Raw genomic sequence first — 18,277 nt, 5'->3', positions numbered from 1 at the left:
CCCGTGCTGGGAGGATGGACGTTGTGACGGAGACGACTGGAACGCTGGTACTCGCAGGGACCCCCATCGGCGACGTGGCGGACGCCCCGCCACGCCTCGCCACCGAACTGGAGACGGCGGACGTCGTCGCCGCCGAGGACACCCGCCGGCTGCGCCGGCTGACGCAGGCGCTGGGCATCCACACCACTGGGCGCGTCGTGTCCTATTTCGAGGGCAACGAGTCCGCCCGTACGCCGGAACTCGTCGAGGCGCTGACCGGCGGCGCCCGGGTGCTGCTGGTCACGGACGCCGGGATGCCGTCGGTCTCCGACCCCGGCTACCGGCTCGTCGCCGCCGCCGTGGAGCAGGGCATCAAGGTCACCGCGGTGCCCGGCCCCTCGGCCGTGCTCACCGCGCTCGCCCTGTCCGGGCTGCCGGTGGACCGGTTCTGTTTCGAGGGCTTCCTGCCGCGCAAGGGCGGCGAACGCCTCGGCAAGCTCCGCGAGGTCGCCGGCGAGCGCCGCACCATGGTCTTCTTCGAGGCCCCGCACCGGCTCGACGACACCCTGGCCGCGATGGCCGAGGTGTTCGGCGCCGACCGGCGCGCCGCCGTCTGCCGGGAGCTGACCAAGACCTACGAGGAAGTGAAGCGCGGTCCGCTGGGCGAACTCGCCGCATGGGCGGCCGAGGGCGTACGCGGCGAGATCACCGTCGTCGTCGAGGGCGCGGCCGACTCCGGGGCCGAGGAACTGGACGCCGGGGAGCTGGTGCGCAGGGTGCAGGTGCGCGAGGAGGCGGGGGAGCGGCGCAAGGAGGCGATCGCCGCCGTCGCCGCCGCGGCCGGGCTGCCCAAACGCGAGGTCTTCGATGCGGTAGTGGCAGCAAAGAACGCGGCTCGGACCGGCCCGGCGGAGGGCAAAGGACTATCGTGAAAGGCAAAGCGAGAGCCGCGTACCGGTCCCTTTTGCCACGAGAAGGCCAAGACCGCTCCAACACTCGACAGGGCCCGGTGCGCTTCTGCCGGTAAAGGCGTCCACTGGATACCAGGACGCATTCTCCGGAGTGCTTGTCCGGCGGACAAGAGGAGCAGGCATGAGTGAGATCGCAGCGACAACAACCGTGCACGAGGCGTATGCCTTCGCCTGCATGAGGTGCGGACACGGCTGGGAACAGGCCTACGAAATAGAGCACCACGTCGACGCTTCCAACAACGCTTTCGTGGTCTACAAGGCGGACGGCGAACGAGTGCCCTCCCCCCTTTCCACGCCCACTTGCGCCAACTGCGGCGGGCACGTCGTGCGGATCATGCGAGCCGGCCGGGTATCGACGGCTCAGCAACTGCTCCAGAACCGCCGGCCCGCCGACGACATCGCCGATGCCGCCACCGACGTCCGTGAACGGAAGGCCGAGGCCGTGGCCGCCACCGCCGCTCCGGGGGGCGAGCACCACTGGCACCTCGCCGACCTGCTGCATCCCTTCCACCGCAAGTGAGCCCAGGGCCACGGTCCTCGTACGATCGTGGCCATGAGCCGTACCGAAGCCCCGCCGCTGCCCGAACCCCTCCGGGTACCGGTCGCCGATTCGCACACCCACCTGGACATGCAGGACGGCACCGTGGAGGAGGCCCTGGCCAGGGCCGCCGCGGTGAACGTGACGACCGTGATCCAGGTGGGCTGCGACGTGAAGGGCTCGCACTGGGCCGCCGAGACCGCCGCCGCGCACGCCGGCGTGCACGCCGCGGTGGCCCTGCACCCCAACGAGGCGCCGCGCATCGTGCACGGGGACCCGGACGGGTGGTCGCGGCAGGGAGCGCGCGAGGCGGGCGGGGCGGCGGCTCTCCACGAGGCCCTCGCCGAGATCGACGCACTGGCCGCGCTGGACCACGTACGGGGCGTCGGGGAGACCGGACTCGACTACTTCCGGACCGGCCCCGAGGGCATGGCGGCCCAGGAGGAGTCCTTCCGGGCCCATATCGAGATCGCCAAGCGGCACGGCAAGGCGCTCGTCATCCACGATCGCGAGGCGCACGCCGATGTGCTGCGCATCCTGGCCGACGCCGGCGCCCCCGAGCGGACCGTGTTCCACTGCTACTCCGGCGACGCGGACATGGCCCGGATCTGCGCGGACGCCGGGTACTTCATGTCCTTCGCGGGCAACATGACGTTCAAGAACGCCCAGCCGCTGCGCGACGCCCTGGCCGTCGCGCCCACGGAGCTGGTCCTGGTCGAGACGGACGCACCGTTCCTGACCCCCGCCCCCTACCGCGGCCGGCCCAACGCGCCGTACCTGATCCCGGTCACGCTGCGTGCCATGGCGGCGGTGAAGGGCATCGACGAGGACACCCTGGCCTCGGCGATCGACGACAACACGGCTCGCGCGTTCGACTACTGACCGCGTCCTCACGACGTTGGGTGGTCGTGTTGCCCCGGAGGGTCATCCGGACGCGGGCCCCACCGGCGTCCCGGGCACCAAGGGCGAGATCCCGGGCCGCCCGGCGGCCGTAGGCTTGACGGGTGAGCACCACAGAGCCCGACGCCCTCCTGGGCCCCGCAGACATCCGCGAGCTGGCCGCGACGCTGGGCGTACGCCCCACCAAGCAGCGCGGCCAGAACTTCGTCATCGACGCCAACACGGTCCGGCGGATCGTGCGGACCGCGGAAGTCCGCCCCGACGACGTCGTGGTCGAGGTCGGACCCGGTCTCGGCTCGCTGACCCTGGCACTGCTGGAGGCGGCCGACCGGGTCGTCGCCGTCGAGATCGACGACGTGCTCGCGGGCGCCCTGCCGGCCACGGTCGCCGCCCGGATGCCGGGGCGCGCGGACCGGTTCACCCTCGTCCACTCGGACGCGATGCAGGTACGGGAACTGCCGGGCCCGCCGCCGACCGCGCTGGTCGCCAACCTTCCGTACAACGTCGCCGTGCCCGTGCTGCTCACCATGCTCGACCGCTTCCCGACCATCGAGCGGACCCTGGTCATGGTCCAGGCCGAGGTCGCCGACCGGCTGGCCGCGCGGCCGGGCAACAAGGTCTACGGAGTGCCGTCGGTGAAGGCCAACTGGTACACGGACGTCAAGCGCGCCGGCTCCATCGGACGCAAGGTCTTCTGGCCCGCCCCGAACGTCGACTCGGGACTCGTGTCCCTGGTGCGCCGGGCCGAGCCGGTCGCGACCACGGCGAGCAGGGCCGAGGTCTTCGCGGTCGTCGACGCCGCCTTCGCCCAGCGCCGCAAGACCCTGCGCGCGGCCCTGTCCGGCTGGGCGGGCTCCGCGCCCGCCGCCGAGGCCGCCCTGGTCGCGGCCGGGATCTCGCCACAGGCCCGCGGCGAGGCACTGACCGTCGAGGAGTTCGCCGCCATCGCCGAGAACAAGCCCGCGCGGCCCGTGAGCGACAGCGCCGAGAACGAGCCCGCCGGGGACCTCCCGGCCGCCGACGAGCCCGCCGGGAGTGCCCAGTGAGCGTCACCGTCCGGGTACCGGCCAAGGTCAACGTCCAGCTCGCGGTCGGCGCCGCGCGCCCCGACGGCTTCCACGACCTGGCCAACGTCTTCCTCGCCGTCGGCCTCTACGACGAGGTCACCGTCACCCCGGCCGACGAGCTGCGCATCACCTGCTCCGGGCCGGACGCCGCCCAGGTCCCGCTGGACGCCACCAACCTCGCCGCCCGCGCCGCGATCGCCCTGGCCGGGCGGCACGGCATCGACCCCCGGGTGCACATCCACATCGACAAGGACATCCCGGTCGCGGGCGGAATGGCGGGCGGCAGCGCCGACGGGGCCGGCGCCCTGCTGGCCTGCGACGCGCTCTGGTCCACCGGTGCCCCCCGCGACGAGCTCCTGGCCATCTGCGCGGAGCTGGGCAGCGATGTCCCGTTCAGCCTGGTCGGCGGCGCGGCCCTCGGGGTGGGGCGCGGTGAGCGGCTGACCCCGGTCGAGGTCGGCGGCACCTTCCACTGGGTCTTCGCGGTCGCCGACGGCGGCCTCTCCACCCCGGCCGTGTACCGCGAGTTCGACCGCCTCACGGCGGGGACGCCGGTGCCCGAGCCGGCCGCTTCCGGCGCGCTCCTGGACGCCCTGCGGGCCGGGGACCCCGCCGCCCTCGCCGCCGCCCTGAGCAACGGCCTCCAGCCCGCGGCGCTGTCGCTGCGGCCCTCGCTGGCCGACACCCTGGCGGCGGGCACCACCGCGGGTGCGGCCGCCGCGCTGGTCTCCGGTTCCGGGCCGACCACGGCGTTCCTGGCCGAGGACGAGGCGTCCGCCCGCAAGGTCGCCGACGCGCTGATGGCCTCGGGGACTTGCCGCGGCACCCGGATCGCCACGTCCCCGGCGCCGGGCGCCACCCTCCGCTGACCGGGGGCGCCGGGGAACGGGCGGCGGCTCAGCCGAGCCGCACGCTCCGCTTCGCCAGCTCGTACGCGGGCAGCATGGCCCGGTGCTCCTGGGAGTCCAGCCCGCCCAGGTGCACCACCACCGGTCCGTCCGGGGTGGCGACGGCGAAGGCCCGCGCCTCGCGCGACTCCTCCATGACCTTGCTGTGGACGGTGTAGGAGACCTCGGTCACGGCCAGCTTCCCGACCGTGCTCCGGGTGTACGTCGTCTTGGACGCGTTCTCGTCGGCCGCCACGAAGCCCTCCAGCACCTGACGCGGTGTGCCGCCCTTGCTGTCGCCCTGCCACACCCGCAGGAACCCGAGGTGCCCGGCGGGCTTCGCGTCGATCTCACAGACCATGGAGACCGGGCCCTGCGTGCCCAGGGCGGCGTCCACGGGCGAGTCGGACTCGATGGCGACGGCCTGCGCCTTCCACCGCTCCGCCACGTCGAAGGTGACGCGCAGCGCGCACCCGGAACCGGCGCCCCCGACCGTGCCGCCCCTGGCCGCCGTCTTCCCGGCGGTGCTCCCGGCCGTCGCCCCACCGCCCGGCTTCGCGCCCGCGTCCGTGACGTCGTCCGACTCCGTCGAACATCCGGCCAGCGCTCCCGCGACCAGCAGTACGGGGACGAGCCCCCGAACCGTACGACCCACCATGAAGTTCCCCACCCCGGCGAAATCCTGGGCCCGGCCCCCCGGGCCTTGATCATTCCGGGCAAGGTACCGCACGTGCCGGGAAACGCCCCTGCGCCCTGAGGGGGCTGGTCACGGACCCGCCCCCGCACGGGTGAGCGGGCGCTCGTACGGAGCTGCGCAGCGTGGCGACTACGCTGGAGGTCTGTGTTTTCCTTCGAGCTGGAGCGTACGTGGCCGTCAACCTCGTCAATGTCGAGCAGGTCAGCAAGGTGTACGGCACCCGTGCGCTGCTCGACGGTGTGTCCCTCGGCGTGTCCGAGGGGGACCGGATCGGTGTCGTCGGTCGTAACGGAGACGGCAAGACGACCCTCATCCGGATGCTCGCCAGGCTGGAGGACGCGGACACCGGCCGCGTCACCCACAACGGCGGGCTGCGTCTCGGTGTCCTGACCCAGCACGACTCGCTCGACCCGCGGGCGACGGTCCGCCACGAGGTCATCGGCGACCTGGCCGACCACGAGTGGGCGGGCAGCGCCAAGATCCGCGATGTGCTGACCGGGCTCTTCGGCGGTCTCGACCTGCCGGGCTTCGAGCACGGCCTGGACACCGTCATCGCCCCGCTCTCCGGCGGGGAGCGCCGCCGGATCGCGCTCGCGAAGCTGCTCATCGCCGAACAGGACCTGATCGTCCTCGACGAACCGACCAACCACCTCGACGTCGAGGGGATCTCCTGGCTGGCCGGCCATCTGCGCGCCCGCCGCTCGGCGCTGGTCTGCGTCACCCACGACCGGTGGTTCCTCGACCAGGTCTGCACGCGCATGTGGGACGTCCAGCGCGGCACGGTCCACGAGTACGAGGGCGGCTACAGCGACTACGTCTTCGCCCGTGCCGAACGGGAGCGGATCGCCGCCACCGAGGAGGGCAAGCGGCAGAACCTGATGCGCAAGGAGCTGGCCTGGCTGCGGCGCGGCGCCCCCGCCCGTACGTCCAAGCCGCGCTACCGCATCGAGGCGGCCAACGAGCTGATCGCCGACGTGCCGCCGCCCCGCGACACCAGCGCGCTGATGAAGTTCGCCAACGCCCGGCTCGGCAAGACCGTCTTCGACCTGGAGGACGTGACCGTCCAGGCCGGGCCCAAGACGCTGCTCACCCACCTCACCTGGCAGCTCGGCCCCGGCGACCGGATCGGCCTGGTCGGGGTCAACGGCGCGGGCAAGACCTCGCTGCTGCGGGCACTGGCCGAGGCCGCCCGCACCCAGGGCGAGGAGCAGCCCGCGGCAGGGAAGGTCATCGTCGGCAGGACGGTCAAGCTGGCCTACCTCTCCCAGGAGGTCGCGGAGCTCAACCCGAACCTTCGGGTGCTCGAAGCGGTGCAGCAGGTGCGCGACCGGGTCGACCTCGGCAACGGCCGGGAGATGACCGCGGGCCAGCTCTGCGAGCAGTTCGGGTTCACGAAGGAGAAGCAGTGGACCCCGGTCGGTGACCTGTCGGGCGGTGAGCGGCGGCGGCTCCAGATCCTGCGGCTGCTGATGGACGAGCCCAACGTCCTCTTCCTCGACGAGCCCACCAACGACCTCGACATCGAGACCCTGACCCAGCTGGAGGACCTGCTCGACAACTGGCCCGGGTCGATGATCGTGATCTCCCACGACCGGTTCTTCATCGAGCGGACCACGGACCGGGTGCTGGCGCTCCTCGGCGACCGCTCGCTGCGGATGCTGCCGCGCGGCATCGACGAGTACCTGGAGCGCAGGCGGCAGATGGCCGCGGCGGGCACCCCCGCCGCCGTGGCTCCCACGTCGGCCTCGCAGCCCGCCGCCGCACCGGCCCCGGGCGTTTCGCCGCAGGAGGCACGCGCGGCGAAGAAGGAGCTGCAGAAGGTCGAGCGGCAGCTCGACAAGATGTCGACCCGTGAGACGACGCTGCACGCCCAGATCGCCGACCACGCCACGGACTTCGAGAAGGTGGCGAAGCTGGACGCCGAGCTGCGTGAACTGGTGGCGGAGCGCGATGTGCTGGAGATGCGCTGGCTGGAACTGGCCGAGGACGCCTGACACCGCATCAGCCGCACCCTCGTGCTTCCGCCCGACTGGCGGGGCGGGTGCGGTTGATGGGGCGGGTGGGGTCTGTGGAGTCTGTGGGGTCTGTGGGGCAGATGGTAGAAAGAGATCTTGCCCGGCGCGGTAGCCGGACCGCGCCACACCGCAGGTGACAAAGGAACAGGGGGACGGGCCGATGAGCCAGCCGCCCGGACAGCAGCCGCCGCAGGGTGAGTTCGGAGCACCGTACGGCCCGCCGCCCGAGACGTTCCCACCACCGGGCCAGGGCACGGCACAGCCGTCCGGCCCGTACGCGGCGCCCGCGCAGCCCGGCCCGTACGGACCGCCCACGCCACCCGTACAGTCGGCACAGCCCGCGCCGGCCCACGGCCAACCGCCGCAGCCCGCACCGGGATACGGGTATCCGCCGCAGCCCGGCCCGTACGGGCAGCCGCCGCAGGGCTACGGCTACCCGGGGCAGCAGCCGCCGCCGCAGCCGCCGCAGTCCGGCGGGCCTCGCGGCGCGGGGCGTTTCCGCGGCCGGACCGGCGCGGTCGTCGGTGCCGTGCTCGCGGTCGTCCTCCTGGCCGGCGCCGGCGTCTGGTTCGCCCTCGACGGGGACGGCGGCAGCGGAAAGCCCACGGCCGGACCGGAGTTGAGCTCCGGGGCGCCGGACTCCTCCCCCTCGCCCTCGCCGAGCAGGCGGAAGAACCGGAACGACGACCAGCTCAGCCCCGGGGCGGAGACCAAGACCGTCAACGCCCAGCGCAAGCCCGGCGAGGCGAAGATGCTCTGGCTCCAGGAGAGCGGCGTCGATCTGCCCGAGGGCGGCGAGGACGTGTACGGCCCGTGGATCTTCGGCGACACCGTCGTCAAGGCGATGTTCCACACCGTCACGGGCTACGACGTCACGGACGGCAGGCTGAAGTGGAGCCTGCGGCTGCCCGCCAACGCGTGCGGGGCGCCCTCGCAGGCCACCGCCGACGGCAAGATCGTCCTGGGTCTCAGGCGCACCACCTCGCGTGACTCGGAGTGCAACGCCCTCCAGATGGTCGACCTCAGGACCGGCAAGGCCGGCTGGCACAAGACGTACGTCCGCCAGGGTGTCTGGGACGGGCTCTCCGATCTCAGGATGGCGATAAACGGCGACACCGTGACCGTGGGGCGCACCTCCAGGACCGACGCCTTCCGGGTGAGCGACGGCAAGGTGCTGTTCGGGAAACTGCCGGGAAACTGCCAGCCGTTCGGGTTCGCCAGTGGCGATGTGGCCATCGCGGCGGCCAGCTGCCAGACCGCCGCGGACGACCACAAGGAGCAGCTGGTACAGAAGATGGACCCCGTCACCGGCGAGGTGCTGTGGTCGTACAAGGTCAAGAAGGGCTGGGAGATCGCGCAGATCTACTCCGCCGACCCCCCGGTGATCTCGCTCAAGAAGCCGGACAAGTGGGCGATCCTGGTGCTCGGCACCAACGGCACCTACCGTTCCCAGCTCTCGGGCGGACCCGGCGACTACGCGCCCAAGTGCGACAAGGACGTGATCGTCCAGGGCCCCAACCTCGACAACTGCCTGGGGGTGGCCGCCGACGCGAACACCTTCTACATGTCGACCGGGCCCGTCGACATCAAGACCGGTGACGGCAACAAGGTCGCCGCCTTCGATCTGGCCACCGGCAAGCACAAGTGGACGGTCTCCTCCCCGACCGAGCAGTCCCTCAGCCCGATGCGGACGGAGGGCGGCAGGCTGCTGATGTATCTCGCGCCGAGCAAGGGCAAGGGGGGCGGCATCGCCTCGCTCCCGCCCACCGGCGGGAAGTGGGAGATGGTGGTGCGGCACCCGGCTTCGGGGGCGGCCGTCGAGCGCGAGTTCATCGAGCCGCGCATCGTCTACGCGGACGGACGCACCGTCATCGGACAGTCGAGGATCAGCGGTATGAACGACGAGGAGATCAGGACACGGTCGATGGTTGCGTTCGGTAACTAGCCCATGTCCCGGCCCTGGGCGTAACGGCGGCATCACGGGGCGGTCCTCCCTTGGGAACAGGGGGTGGACCGAACCGGGACCCGTGATGGGGCGGGTGGTACAAAGAAGCCCCGCTCGACTGTCGTGACACTGCGGGATCCATGCCCGATTCGCTCCATTTCGCTGGGGATTCAGGGGGTCTTGTCCGACTCCCGGAACCCCGGCGGAATCGCGGGGGAGTCCGGAACGGGCACCGGACCGCACGAAGGGGGACGCGCTGATGACCCAGCCGCCCAGCCAGCAACCGCCGCAGGGAGGCTTCGGCGCTCCGCAGGAGCCGCCGCAGGGGATACCTCAGCCGCCCCAGGGCCCGCCGCAGACGCCGCCGCCCGCGCCGCCGCCCCAGGCACCGGCCGCCCCGCCGGGCCCGCCGCCCGCGCAGCCCGGCTACGGCTACCCGCAGCAGCCGGGCCAGCCGCAGCAGCCCCCGTACGGCCAGCCGCAGCCCGGCCCGTACGACCAGTCCCAGCAGCCGGGCCCGTACGACCAGTCCCAGCAGCCGGGCCCGTACGGTCAGCCGCAGCAGCCGGGCCCCTACGCCCAGCAGCCCGGTCCGTACGGCCAGCCCCAGCAGCCGGGCCCGTACGGTCAGCCGCAGCAGCCCGGTTACGGCTATCCGCAGCAGCAGTACCCCGGCGCACCCGTCGCCGGCGGACCGGCGGGTCCCGGCGGGCGCGGCCCGTTCAAGGGGAAGCCCCTGGTGATCATCGGTGCCGCGGTCGCCGCCCTCCTGGTCGTCGGCGGCGGTGTCTACCTCGCCACGAGCGGGGGCGACGACGACAAGAAGCCCGTCGCGGAGAAGAGCGACGACGTCCTGAAGCCGTCCTCCTCGCCGTCCGTGGACGAGGGCGACGGCAACGGCACCGGCCGCGAGGGCGGCGACGACCTGAACGCCGGACGCAAGTCGGGCGAGGCGAAGGTGCTCTGGCTCCAGAAGAACGACGTCGACCTCCCGCGCAACGGCGCCGACGTGTACGGCCCGTGGATCGTCGGTGACACCGTCGTCAAGGGCATGTACCGCACCGTCTCCGGCTTCTCGGTGGCCGACGGCAAGCAGAAGTGGACGCTGAAGCTGGGCACGGACATCTGCTCCGCACCGGCGCAGACCACCACCGACGGCAAGATCGTCATCGCGGTGAAGAACGGCACCACCTCCAAGGCGGACTGCTCGGACCTCCAGCTGATCGACCTCAACACCGGCAAGACCGGCTGGAAGAAGTCGATCAAGAGCAGTGGCCTGTTCGACATGCTGTCGGACATCGCCCTCGCGATCAGCGGCGACACCGTGACGGTCGGCCGCACCAACGGCTCCAACGCCTTCCGGGTGAGTGACGGCAAGGAGCTGTTCGGCAAGCGGGACGGCAACTGCCAGCCGTTCTCCTTCGCGGGCGGTACCAAGCTCATCGCCGCCACCAGCTGCCGCACCGGCGACGTCGAGAACCCGCAGCACGAGGTCGAGGAGGTCGACCCGGTCACCGGGAAGCCCAAGTGGACGTACAAGCCCGCGCGCGGCTGGGAGATCGACCGGTTCTACTCGGTGAGCCCGCTCGTCGTCTCGCTGACCAAGGGCAGCGGTGACAGCAAGAAGTGGAGCATCCTCGCGCTCAAGGAGAACGGCTCGCTCCGCTCCCAGGTGATCAGTGACAAGGGCGACAAGTTCGCGACCAGCTGCGGCAGTGCCTTCGCCATCTTCGGCAAGTCCGTCGACGGCTGCGAAGGTGTCGCGGCCGACGCCAACACGCTCTACCTGGCGACGCAGGACGACACCAGCGGCTCCGCCCGGACCAACAAGGTCGTCGCGTTCAGCCTGAACACCGGCAGGACGAAGTGGAAGGCGGACGCACCGGCCGAGCAGACGATGAAGCCGCTGCGGATGGAGGGCGGCAACCTGCTGCTCCACGTGGACGCCGGTTACAGCAAGGGCGGCGGGATCGCCAGCCTGGCGCCGACCGGCGGCACCCCGCAGATGCTGCTCAAGCACCCGGACTCGACGTCGGCGATCGAGAGCTCCTTCTACGACGAGAAGGTTCTCTACGCGGGCGGCCGTTCGTTCATCGCGAGCGGGCGGGTCAGCGCCAGTAACGACAAGGAAGAGCTGGAGACGAAGACCATGATGGCCTTCGGCAAGTAACGGCTCACCACGGCACCCGCAGGAACCCGGCCGGCCGCCGACGGCAGCACCGCCCGCGGCCGGCTCCGGCCCACCGACTCGATCCCCCTTCTCCAGAGGTACGCAACGCCATGACACAGCCGCCCCAGCCACCGCCCAACGAACCGCCCCAGGGCGGGTTCGGCGCACCGCAGGACCCGCCGCCCGGTGGTTTCGGCGCCCCGACGCCGCCGCCCGCCGACCCGTTCGGCAAGCCGCCGGCCACCGCGCCGACCCCGCCCCCGGGCGGATACGGCACCCCGCCGCCCGCCGGCCGGCCCGCGCAGCAGCCGGGCTACGGCTACCCGCAGACGCCCCCGCAGGGCCAGCCGCCGCAGCCCGGCTACGGACTTCCGCAGGGCCAGCCGCAGCAGCCCGGTTACGGCTATCCGCCGCAGGGCCAGCAGCCTCAGCAGGGCTACGGCTATCCGCAGCAGGGCCAGCCGCCGCAGCAGGGCTACGGGTACCCGACCACCCCGATGCAGCAGCCGTACCAGCCGCCGGACGGGAACGGGCCGAAGAGGTTCTCCACCCAGGCGCAGATCATCGTGGCCGCGGCGGTCGCCGTGGTGCTGATCGTCGGCGCCGGTGTCTGGTACGCCTCCAGCGGGGACGACGGCGACAAGAAGAAGAACGAGGCGTCCACGTCCGCCGGCACCGACGGCGAGAGCAAGGGTGGCGACGGCGAGGGCCTCGGCGGCAGCGGCAGCGGCAGCGGCAGCGGCAAGGAGAAGGTCCCCTCGAACACCAAGGGCACGGTCGCCTTCCAGCTGCCGCAGCCCAAGGTCACCGCCGTCACCACGGTCGACGGCTCCTGGCTGACCGACAAGGCGTACGTGAAGACGGGCGTCAACGAGATCATCGGCTACGACCCGGCCAAGGGCACCAAGCTCTGGTCGATCGCGCTGCCCGGCCAGCTCTGCGCCGCCTCCCGGCACATGACCAAGGACTTCAAGACGGCCGTCGCCTTCGAGGAGGGCAAGCGGACCGCGACGAAGAAGTACCAGGCCTGCAACCACGTGGGCGCCCTCGACCTGAACACCGGCAAGATCATGTGGAGCAAGTCGGTGACCGCCGCCACCAGCGGCGACGCCCCCGTCCGGTTCAACGAGGTCACCCTCAGCGGCACCACGGTCGCCGCGGCCGGCACCGAGGGCGGTGCCGCCTTCGACCTGAACACCGGCGCCGAGCGCTGGAAGCCGAAGGTCAGCACCGACGGCTGCTACGACACCGGGTACGGCGGCGGCGAGGCACTCGCCGTGGTCCGCAAGTGCGGTAAGTACGACGACCCCCAGCTCACCATCCAGGCGCTGAACCCGATCACGGGCGCCCCGCTCTCCTCGTACAAGATGCCGCCCGGTGTCGATTACGCGAGCATCGTCTCCACCAAGCCCCTGGTCGTCGCCGCCGACGTCGGCGACACCGCGGGCGACGGCAGCGGGATCTCCGACTTCTTCTCGATCGACGCCGCCACCGGCAAGCTGCTCGTCAGGATCCCGGCCGAGGCGGAGAAGTACGCGGCGAAGTGCCGGTCCACCGAGGTCGAGAGCTGCCAGCAGCTCGCGGTCGGCAACAACCGCATCTACCTGCCGACCGAGGAGCACGAGGGCGGCGGCGAGTACGGGGACACCAACGAGATCGTCTCCTTCGACCTGACCACCGGCAAGCAGACCGGCGACCGGGCCGACGCGGGCGACCGCTACACGATGTTCCCGCTCCGCATGGACGGCGGCAACATCATCGCGTACAAGAAGCCCCCGTACGACAAGGGCGGCCAGGTCGTCTCCATCGACGGCAGCACCTTCAAGCAGACCGTGCTGCTGGAGAACCCGAGCGACGAGTCGGTCCGGGACGCGGAGACCAGCTTCTCCGCGGACTACGCCGAATTCCGTTACAGCGGCGGGCGGCTGTACATCTCCGAGAAGATGATCAGCAAGCCGCGGGAGAGCTCGCTGAACGACAAGGAGTACCTCGTCGTCGCCTTCGGCGCGAACTGACGCTCCGTCAACACCGCACCCGGCCCTGCCGGTCGATCAGTCGACCGGCAGGGCCGGTCGTTTTCCGACGCTCAAGTGAGCCCGAATGACACACGATGCGGCATTCCGTGGGCCTTCTGCCGGCTAAGGCGCGCGCGGCGTCGAACATGCGTGTAACTTGCCGGGTCTAGCCGGGCCGGGGGGCCCGGCGTCGGTACGGGGGGTTGCTCGATGGCCGTGCGGCTGATGGTGGTCGATGACCACCGACTGCTCGCCGAGGCGCTGGCCTCGGCGCTCAGGCTACGTGGTCACCGGGTCCTCGCCGCGGCCGCGCCCACCACCGCGGCGGCGGACCTGGTGGTCAGCAGGGCCCCCGAGGTATGCCTGTTCGGCACCGCGGCACCCGCCGAACCGGGCACCTTCGACCCGATCGTGAGGATCAGGCGCGAGCGCCCGCAGATCGCCGTGGTGGTGCTCGGACCGGTGCCGAGCCCGCTGGGAATCGCGGCCGCCTTCGCGGCGGGCGCCGTCGGCTACGTCCGTCACGACGAACGCATCGAGGGCGTCGAGCGGGCGATCGCCAAGGCGCGGGCCGGCGAGGCGGCGGTCGCACCGCAACTGCTCCAGGGTGCCTTCGCCGAGCTGCTCGACCCGGCGGTCCAGCCGGACGACGAGGGGCAGCGGCTGCTCCAGCTGCTCACCCCGCGCGAGGTCGAGGTCCTGGTCAGGGTCGCGGAGGGGGAGGGCACCCGGCTGATCGCGGCCGGTATGCGCATCGCGCCGAGCACCGCCCGTACCCATGTGCAGCGGGTACTGATGAAGCTGGGCGTCGGCTCCCGGCTGGAGGCGGCGGCCCTCGCCGCCCGCACCGGCCTGCTGGACCGGGCGGCCGTGGGCACGCGGCAGGGGCAGGACCCCGCCGGCTGACGGTGTCCGGCCCTGGGGCGGTGAAGAGCGTGACGGCGGCCGTCACGACCGCACCGGCGGCGAACCCGAGATCGCGGAGACGGAGTAGGCGCCCCGGTCGCCCGGGATGTCGATGATGCCCTGCTGTGGATGGCGACGTGGTCGGCCGTCGCCGCATCAGCGGCGGGACCGTGTCGCTGTACGTCGTGCCCGAGCCGGCGGTGCCGATGTTCGATCGTGATCATTTGCCCCGGGAAGCCCGGCCTCAATCCACGAGAACCCCACGAGAACCCCGCAGGAGTCGCGCGAGAGCCGCATGAGGGCCGCGCGAGATCCCGCTCACATCCGGCCGCACTTGGTTGAAGTCGACTCATTGACGCGCCTGTTGATTTGTGGTTCATTGTGTTGGGTTATGTTTGGGAGGAGTCTGGTGAAGAAGACGGTTACGACGCTCGCCGACGGCCGGGAGCTGCTCTACTACGACAGCCGTGACGACGTGGTGCGCGACGCCGTCGACCGGCGGCCGCTCGACGCCGTGGCGACTTCGTCCGAGATCCGCCGGGACCCCCTGCTGGGGGACAGCGTCGCCGTCGCCTCGCACCGCCAGGGCCGCCCCTACCACCCGCCGGCCGATGAGTGCCCGCTCTGCCCCTCCCAGGAGGGACGGCTCAGCGAGATCCCCGACGACCACTACGACGTCGTCGTCTTCGAGAACCGCTTCCCCTCGCTCGCCGGCGACTCCGGCCGCTGCGAGGTCGTCTGCTTCACCTCCGACCACGACGCGTCGTTCGCGAGCCTCAGCGAGGAGCAGGCCGGCCTGGTGCTGGAGGCCTGGACCGACCGCACCGCCGAGTTCGCGGACCTTCCGCAGGTCAAGCAGGTGTTCTGCTTCGAGAACCGGGGCGCCGAGATCGGCGTGACACTCGGCCACCCGCACGGGCAGATCTACGGCTACCCGTTCGTCACGCCGCGCACCGAGCTGATGCTCCGCTCGATGGAGACGCACCGCGCGGAGACCGGCGGCAACCTCTTCGACGACATCGTCGCCCGCGAGCTGTCCGACGGCGACCGTGTCGTGCTCTCCGGCGAGCACTGGGTGGCGTTCGTGCCGTACGCGGCACACTGGCCGTACGAGGTCCATCTGTACCCGCTCCGGCGCGTCCCCGACCTGCGGGACCTCGATGACGCGGCGCGCACGGAGTTCGCACAGATATATCTGGAACTCTTGAGGAGGTTCGACCGGATATTCGGACCCGGCCGGCCGCCGACGCCGTACATCTCGGCGTGGCACCAGGCACCGTTCGGGATCCCCGGACGGGAGGAGTTCGCGCTCCACCTGGAGCTCTTCACCGTCCGACGGACTCCCGGCAAGCTGAAGTTCCTCGCGGGTTCCGAATCCGGCATGAGTGTGTTCATCAACGATGTGCCGCCGGAGGCCGCGGCCGCACGACTGCGAGAGGTAGCGAGCGAGTGAGCGAGTCCCCCAAGAAGTACCTGGTGACCGGCGGTGCGGGATACGTGGGCAGCGTGGTCGCCCAGCACCTGCTGGAGGCGGGTCACACCGTCACCGTCCTCGACGACCTCTCCACCGGCTTCCGCGCGGGCGTCCCGGCCGGGGCCGAGTTCATCGAGGGCCGCGTCCAGGACGCGGCGAAGTGGCTGGATCCCTCCTACGACGGGGTGCTGCACTTCGCCGCGTACTCCCAGGTCGGGGAGTCCGTCACCGACCCGGAGAAGTACTGGGTCAACAACGTCGGCGGCTCCACCGCCCTGCTCGCCGCCATGCGTGACGCCGGGGTGCGCACCCTGGTCTTCTCCTCCACCGCCGCCACCTACGGCGAGCCGGTCTCCAGCCCCGTCACGGAGGCTGACCCCACCGCTCCGACCAGCCCTTACGGCGCGACCAAGCTCGCCGTCGACCACATGATCACCGGCGAGACGGCCGCCCACGGACTGGCCGCCGTCTCGCTGCGCTACTTCAACGTGGCCGGCGCGTACGGAGACTGCGGCGAACGGCACAGCCCCGAGTCCCATCTGATCCCGCTGGTCCTCCAGGTCGCCCTCGGGCAGCGCGAGTCGATCTCCGTCTACGGCGACGACTACCCCACCCCCGACGGCACCTGCGTCCGCGACTACATCCATGTCGCGGACCTGGCCCAGGCCCATCTTCTCGCCCTCGACGCAGCCGCCGCGGGCGAGCACCTGATCTGCAACCTCGGCAACGGCAACGGTTTCTCGGTCCGCGAGGTCATCGAGACGGTCCGCGAGGTGACCGGCCACCCGGTCCCCGAGACCGCGGCCCCGCGCCGCGGCGGCGACCCGGCCGTCCTCGTCGCCTCGGCCACCACCGCCAGGGAGCGCCTCGGCTGGCAGCCGTCCCGCGCGGACCTGGCCGGAATCGTCTCCGACGCCTGGACGTTCGCCCGCCGAGAGGAGCCCACCGCACCATGACCGACACCGCTGAGCCGACCGCCGCCTCCACCGAGCTCACCGCTTCCTTCACCGAGCTGTACGGAACCGAGCCCGAGGGAATCTGGGCCGCCCCCGGCCGGGTCAACCTGATCGGCGAGTACACCGACTTCAACGACGGCTTCGTGATGCCGCTCGCGCTGCCGCACACCGCACGGGCCGCCGTCGCCCGCCGCACCGACGGCGAACTGCGGCTGCACTCCACCGATGTGCCCGGCGGTGTCGTCCAGCTCCGCGTCGACGAACTGGCCCCGCACTCCGGACACGGCTGGGCCGCCTACCCGGCCGGGGTCGTCTGGGCGCTGCGCGAGGCCGGCCACCCGGTCACCGGCGCCGACATCCAGCTGACCTCCACCGTCCCCACCGGTGCCGGGCTCTCCTCGTCCGCCGCCCTCGAAGTGGTCACCGGGCTGGCTCTGAACGACCTGTTCGGGCTCGGCCTCACCGCCGAGGAACTGGCGGTCCTGGCCCAGCGCGCGGAGAACGCCTTCGTCGGCGTCCCCTGCGGCGTCATGGACCAGATGGCCTCGGCCTGCTGCACCGAGGGCCACGCCCTGCACCTGGACACCCGCGATCTCACCACGCGCCAGGTCCCCTTCGACCTGGCCGCCCAGGGCCTCCGGCTCCTCGTCGTCGACACCCGTGTCAAGCACGCGCTCGGCGACGGAGCGTACGCGGAGCGGCGCGCGGCCTGTGAGGAGGGTGCCCGCACACTCGGCATCCGTACGCTGCGCGAGCTTCCGTACGCGGGCCTGGGCGCCGGGCTCGACACGCTGGCCGAGGCCGGCGCGGACGAGTCCGTCGTGCGGTGCGTACGCCATGTGGTCAGCGACAACGAGCGTGTCGAGCAGGTCATCGCGCTGCTCGACGGGGGCGACGTGCGCGCGGCCGGTCCGGTCCTCACGGCGGGCCATGTCTCGCTCCGGGACGATCTGCGGGTCTCCTGCGTGGAGTTGGACCTGGTGGTCGAGACGGCGAACGCGGCCGGGGCGCTCGGTGCGCGGATGACCGGCGGCGGCTTCGGCGGCTCGGCGATCGTGCTGGTGGAGGAGGCGCAGGCGGACACGGTCACCAAGTCCGTGCTGGAGGCGTTCACTTGGGCGGGCTACGCGGCCCCCGGCGTCTTTCCCGCGGTTCCCTCCGCGGGCGCCCGCCGGATCGTCTGAACGGCCGGGCGGCTCAGCCGAGCCGCTTGGTGAGGGTGAACTCCGTGATGCCCGGCGGGTAGTTCTCGACCCGCCCCGTCACCTCGTAACCCCGCTTCCGGTAGAAGTCGGGGGCCTGGAAGTCCCAGGTCTCCAGCCGGGAGCGGGTGCAGGACCGGTCCGTGCGGGCCACCCGTTCCGCCTCGGCGAGCAGCCGCGAGCCGAGGCCGCAGCCGCGGTGCCGGACGTCGACCCAGAGCATGTCCACATGGAGCCAGTGCGCCCAGGTGCGCCCGGTCAGCCCGGCGGCGATCTGCCCGTGGGCGTCCAACGCCCAGACCTCCAGCGGGACTTCGTGCGCTGCGGGGCCGTCGCGCAGCGCACGGATCTCCGGTGAACCGGTGGTGTTGTCCTCGCGGAGCCGCCTGCTCAGGAGATGGCGTCGTTCTTTGTCCACTTCTGTCTCAAAACGGAACATGAACAACACCCTAGGTCGTGTCCGCGCCCCCAGTTCTGTGAATCGCCTCCCGCCCCGCGCGGCCGCCCGTACCCTGATGCACAGCACCGGTGGGGGCCGGTGCTGATTCAGGGGTA

Annotated in this window: 15 protein-coding genes; 13 read left to right on the top strand and 2 right to left on the bottom strand. The window is 71.7% G+C overall.

The features are described from left to right. Positions 1-14: 14 nt before the first annotated feature. From rsmI to AB0I52_RS14025, 5 genes are all read left to right on the top strand, one after another. Positions 15-911 carry a 16S rRNA (cytidine(1402)-2'-O)-methyltransferase gene (gene rsmI, locus AB0I52_RS14045; protein ID WP_363072194.1) on the top strand — a complete coding sequence of 299 codons (897 nt, stop codon included), beginning with the start codon at positions 15-17 and terminating at the stop codon, positions 909-911. Between the two features lie 160 nt (positions 912-1,071). After that, a complete protein-coding gene (locus tag AB0I52_RS14040; RefSeq protein ID WP_363072192.1) occupies positions 1,072-1,470 on the top strand; it encodes a hypothetical protein in 399 nt (132 codons plus the stop codon). A gap of 33 nt (positions 1,471-1,503) precedes the next feature. After that, positions 1,504-2,370: a TatD family hydrolase gene (locus tag AB0I52_RS14035; protein ID WP_363072190.1), complete on the top strand. Its 867-nt coding sequence runs from the start codon at positions 1,504-1,506 to the stop codon at positions 2,368-2,370. Positions 2,371-2,492: 122 nt separating this feature from the next. Continuing rightward, on the top strand, positions 2,493-3,434 hold the full coding sequence (rsmA, locus tag AB0I52_RS14030; protein ID WP_363072188.1) for a 16S rRNA (adenine(1518)-N(6)/adenine(1519)-N(6))-dimethyltransferase RsmA: 942 nt from the start codon (positions 2,493-2,495) through the stop codon (positions 3,432-3,434). Then, positions 3,431-4,324 (top strand): 4-(cytidine 5'-diphospho)-2-C-methyl-D-erythritol kinase, encoded by an 894-nt coding sequence (locus tag AB0I52_RS14025; protein ID WP_363072186.1) that lies wholly within the window; start codon positions 3,431-3,433, stop codon positions 4,322-4,324. Before rsmA ends, AB0I52_RS14025 begins: the two co-directional genes overlap by 4 nt. Before the next feature lie 28 nt (positions 4,325-4,352). Here AB0I52_RS14025 and AB0I52_RS14020 read toward each other — a convergent pair whose 3' ends face one another. Continuing rightward, a complete protein-coding gene (locus AB0I52_RS14020; RefSeq protein WP_363072184.1) occupies positions 4,353-5,000 on the bottom strand; it encodes a lipoprotein in 648 nt (215 codons plus the stop codon). A gap of 209 nt (positions 5,001-5,209) precedes the next feature. On the opposite strand from AB0I52_RS14020, the gene AB0I52_RS14015 reads away from it, so the two are divergent. The 8 genes from AB0I52_RS14015 (at position 5,210) to galK (ending at position 17,704) form a co-directional block, all read left to right on the top strand. Then, complete coding sequence (locus AB0I52_RS14015) at positions 5,210-7,033, top strand: ABC-F family ATP-binding cassette domain-containing protein (RefSeq protein ID WP_363072182.1); 1,824 nt, start codon at positions 5,210-5,212, stop codon at positions 7,031-7,033. Between the two features lie 181 nt (positions 7,034-7,214). Then, positions 7,215-8,999 carry a PQQ-binding-like beta-propeller repeat protein gene (locus AB0I52_RS14010; protein ID WP_363072180.1) on the top strand — a complete coding sequence of 595 codons (1,785 nt, stop codon included), beginning with the start codon at positions 7,215-7,217 and terminating at the stop codon, positions 8,997-8,999. Positions 9,000-9,258: 259 nt separating this feature from the next. Then, positions 9,259-11,169, top strand: coding sequence for a PQQ-binding-like beta-propeller repeat protein (locus AB0I52_RS14005; RefSeq protein WP_363072178.1), 1,911 nt, complete (start codon positions 9,259-9,261; stop codon positions 11,167-11,169). A gap of 110 nt (positions 11,170-11,279) precedes the next feature. Then, entirely contained in the window at positions 11,280-13,184 is a 1,905-nt protein-coding gene (locus AB0I52_RS14000; RefSeq protein WP_363072176.1) for a PQQ-binding-like beta-propeller repeat protein, read from the top strand. A 210-nt stretch (positions 13,185-13,394) separates the two neighbouring features. Next, entirely contained in the window at positions 13,395-14,090 is a 696-nt protein-coding gene (locus AB0I52_RS13995) for a LuxR C-terminal-related transcriptional regulator (protein ID WP_363072175.1), read from the top strand. Between the two features lie 409 nt (positions 14,091-14,499). Beyond that, complete coding sequence (gene galT, locus AB0I52_RS13990; protein ID WP_363072173.1) at positions 14,500-15,543, top strand: galactose-1-phosphate uridylyltransferase; 1,044 nt, start codon at positions 14,500-14,502, stop codon at positions 15,541-15,543. Beyond that, a complete protein-coding gene (gene galE, locus AB0I52_RS13985; RefSeq protein WP_363072171.1) occupies positions 15,540-16,520 on the top strand; it encodes a UDP-glucose 4-epimerase GalE in 981 nt (326 codons plus the stop codon). The genes galT and galE overlap by 4 nt, the downstream gene beginning before the upstream one ends. Continuing rightward, positions 16,517-17,704, top strand: a complete 1,188-nt coding sequence (gene galK, locus AB0I52_RS13980) for a galactokinase (protein ID WP_363072169.1) — start codon at positions 16,517-16,519, stop codon at positions 17,702-17,704. Before galE ends, galK begins: the two co-directional genes overlap by 4 nt. A 13-nt stretch (positions 17,705-17,717) precedes the next feature. On the opposite strand, the gene AB0I52_RS13975 is transcribed toward galK, so the two are convergent. Beyond that, entirely contained in the window at positions 17,718-18,161 is a 444-nt protein-coding gene (locus tag AB0I52_RS13975; protein ID WP_363072167.1) for a GNAT family N-acetyltransferase, read from the bottom strand. Positions 18,162-18,277: the final 116 nt, after the last annotated feature.

The sequence above is a fragment of the Streptomyces sp. NPDC050423 genome, from assembly GCF_040655445.1.
GTDB lineage: Bacteria > Actinomycetota > Actinomycetes > Streptomycetales > Streptomycetaceae > Streptomyces.
This window is presented reverse-complemented; position numbering and strand designations above follow the sequence as displayed.

What these genes read in the sequence shown, in the direction of transcription:
- rsmI (WP_363072194.1), top strand. Translation starts at nt 15, where the DNA reads ATGGACGTTGTGACGGAGACGACTGGAACGCTGGTACTCGCAGGGACC.
- AB0I52_RS14040 (WP_363072192.1), top strand. Translation starts at nt 1,072, where the DNA reads ATGAGTGAGATCGCAGCGACAACAACCGTGCACGAGGCGTATGCCTTC.
- AB0I52_RS14035 (WP_363072190.1), top strand. Translation starts at nt 1,504, where the DNA reads ATGAGCCGTACCGAAGCCCCGCCGCTGCCCGAACCCCTCCGGGTACCG.
- AB0I52_RS14020 (WP_363072184.1), bottom strand. Translation starts at nt 5,000, where the DNA reads ATGGTGGGTCGTACGGTTCGGGGGCTCGTCCCCGTACTGCTGGTCGCG.
- AB0I52_RS14010 (WP_363072180.1), top strand. Translation starts at nt 7,215, where the DNA reads ATGAGCCAGCCGCCCGGACAGCAGCCGCCGCAGGGTGAGTTCGGAGCA.
- AB0I52_RS14005 (WP_363072178.1), top strand. Translation starts at nt 9,259, where the DNA reads ATGACCCAGCCGCCCAGCCAGCAACCGCCGCAGGGAGGCTTCGGCGCT.
- AB0I52_RS14000 (WP_363072176.1), top strand. Translation starts at nt 11,280, where the DNA reads ATGACACAGCCGCCCCAGCCACCGCCCAACGAACCGCCCCAGGGCGGG.
- AB0I52_RS13995 (WP_363072175.1), top strand. Translation starts at nt 13,395, where the DNA reads ATGGCCGTGCGGCTGATGGTGGTCGATGACCACCGACTGCTCGCCGAG.
- galK (WP_363072169.1), top strand. Translation starts at nt 16,517, where the DNA reads ATGACCGACACCGCTGAGCCGACCGCCGCCTCCACCGAGCTCACCGCT.
- AB0I52_RS13975 (WP_363072167.1), bottom strand. Translation starts at nt 18,161, where the DNA reads ATGTTCCGTTTTGAGACAGAAGTGGACAAAGAACGACGCCATCTCCTG.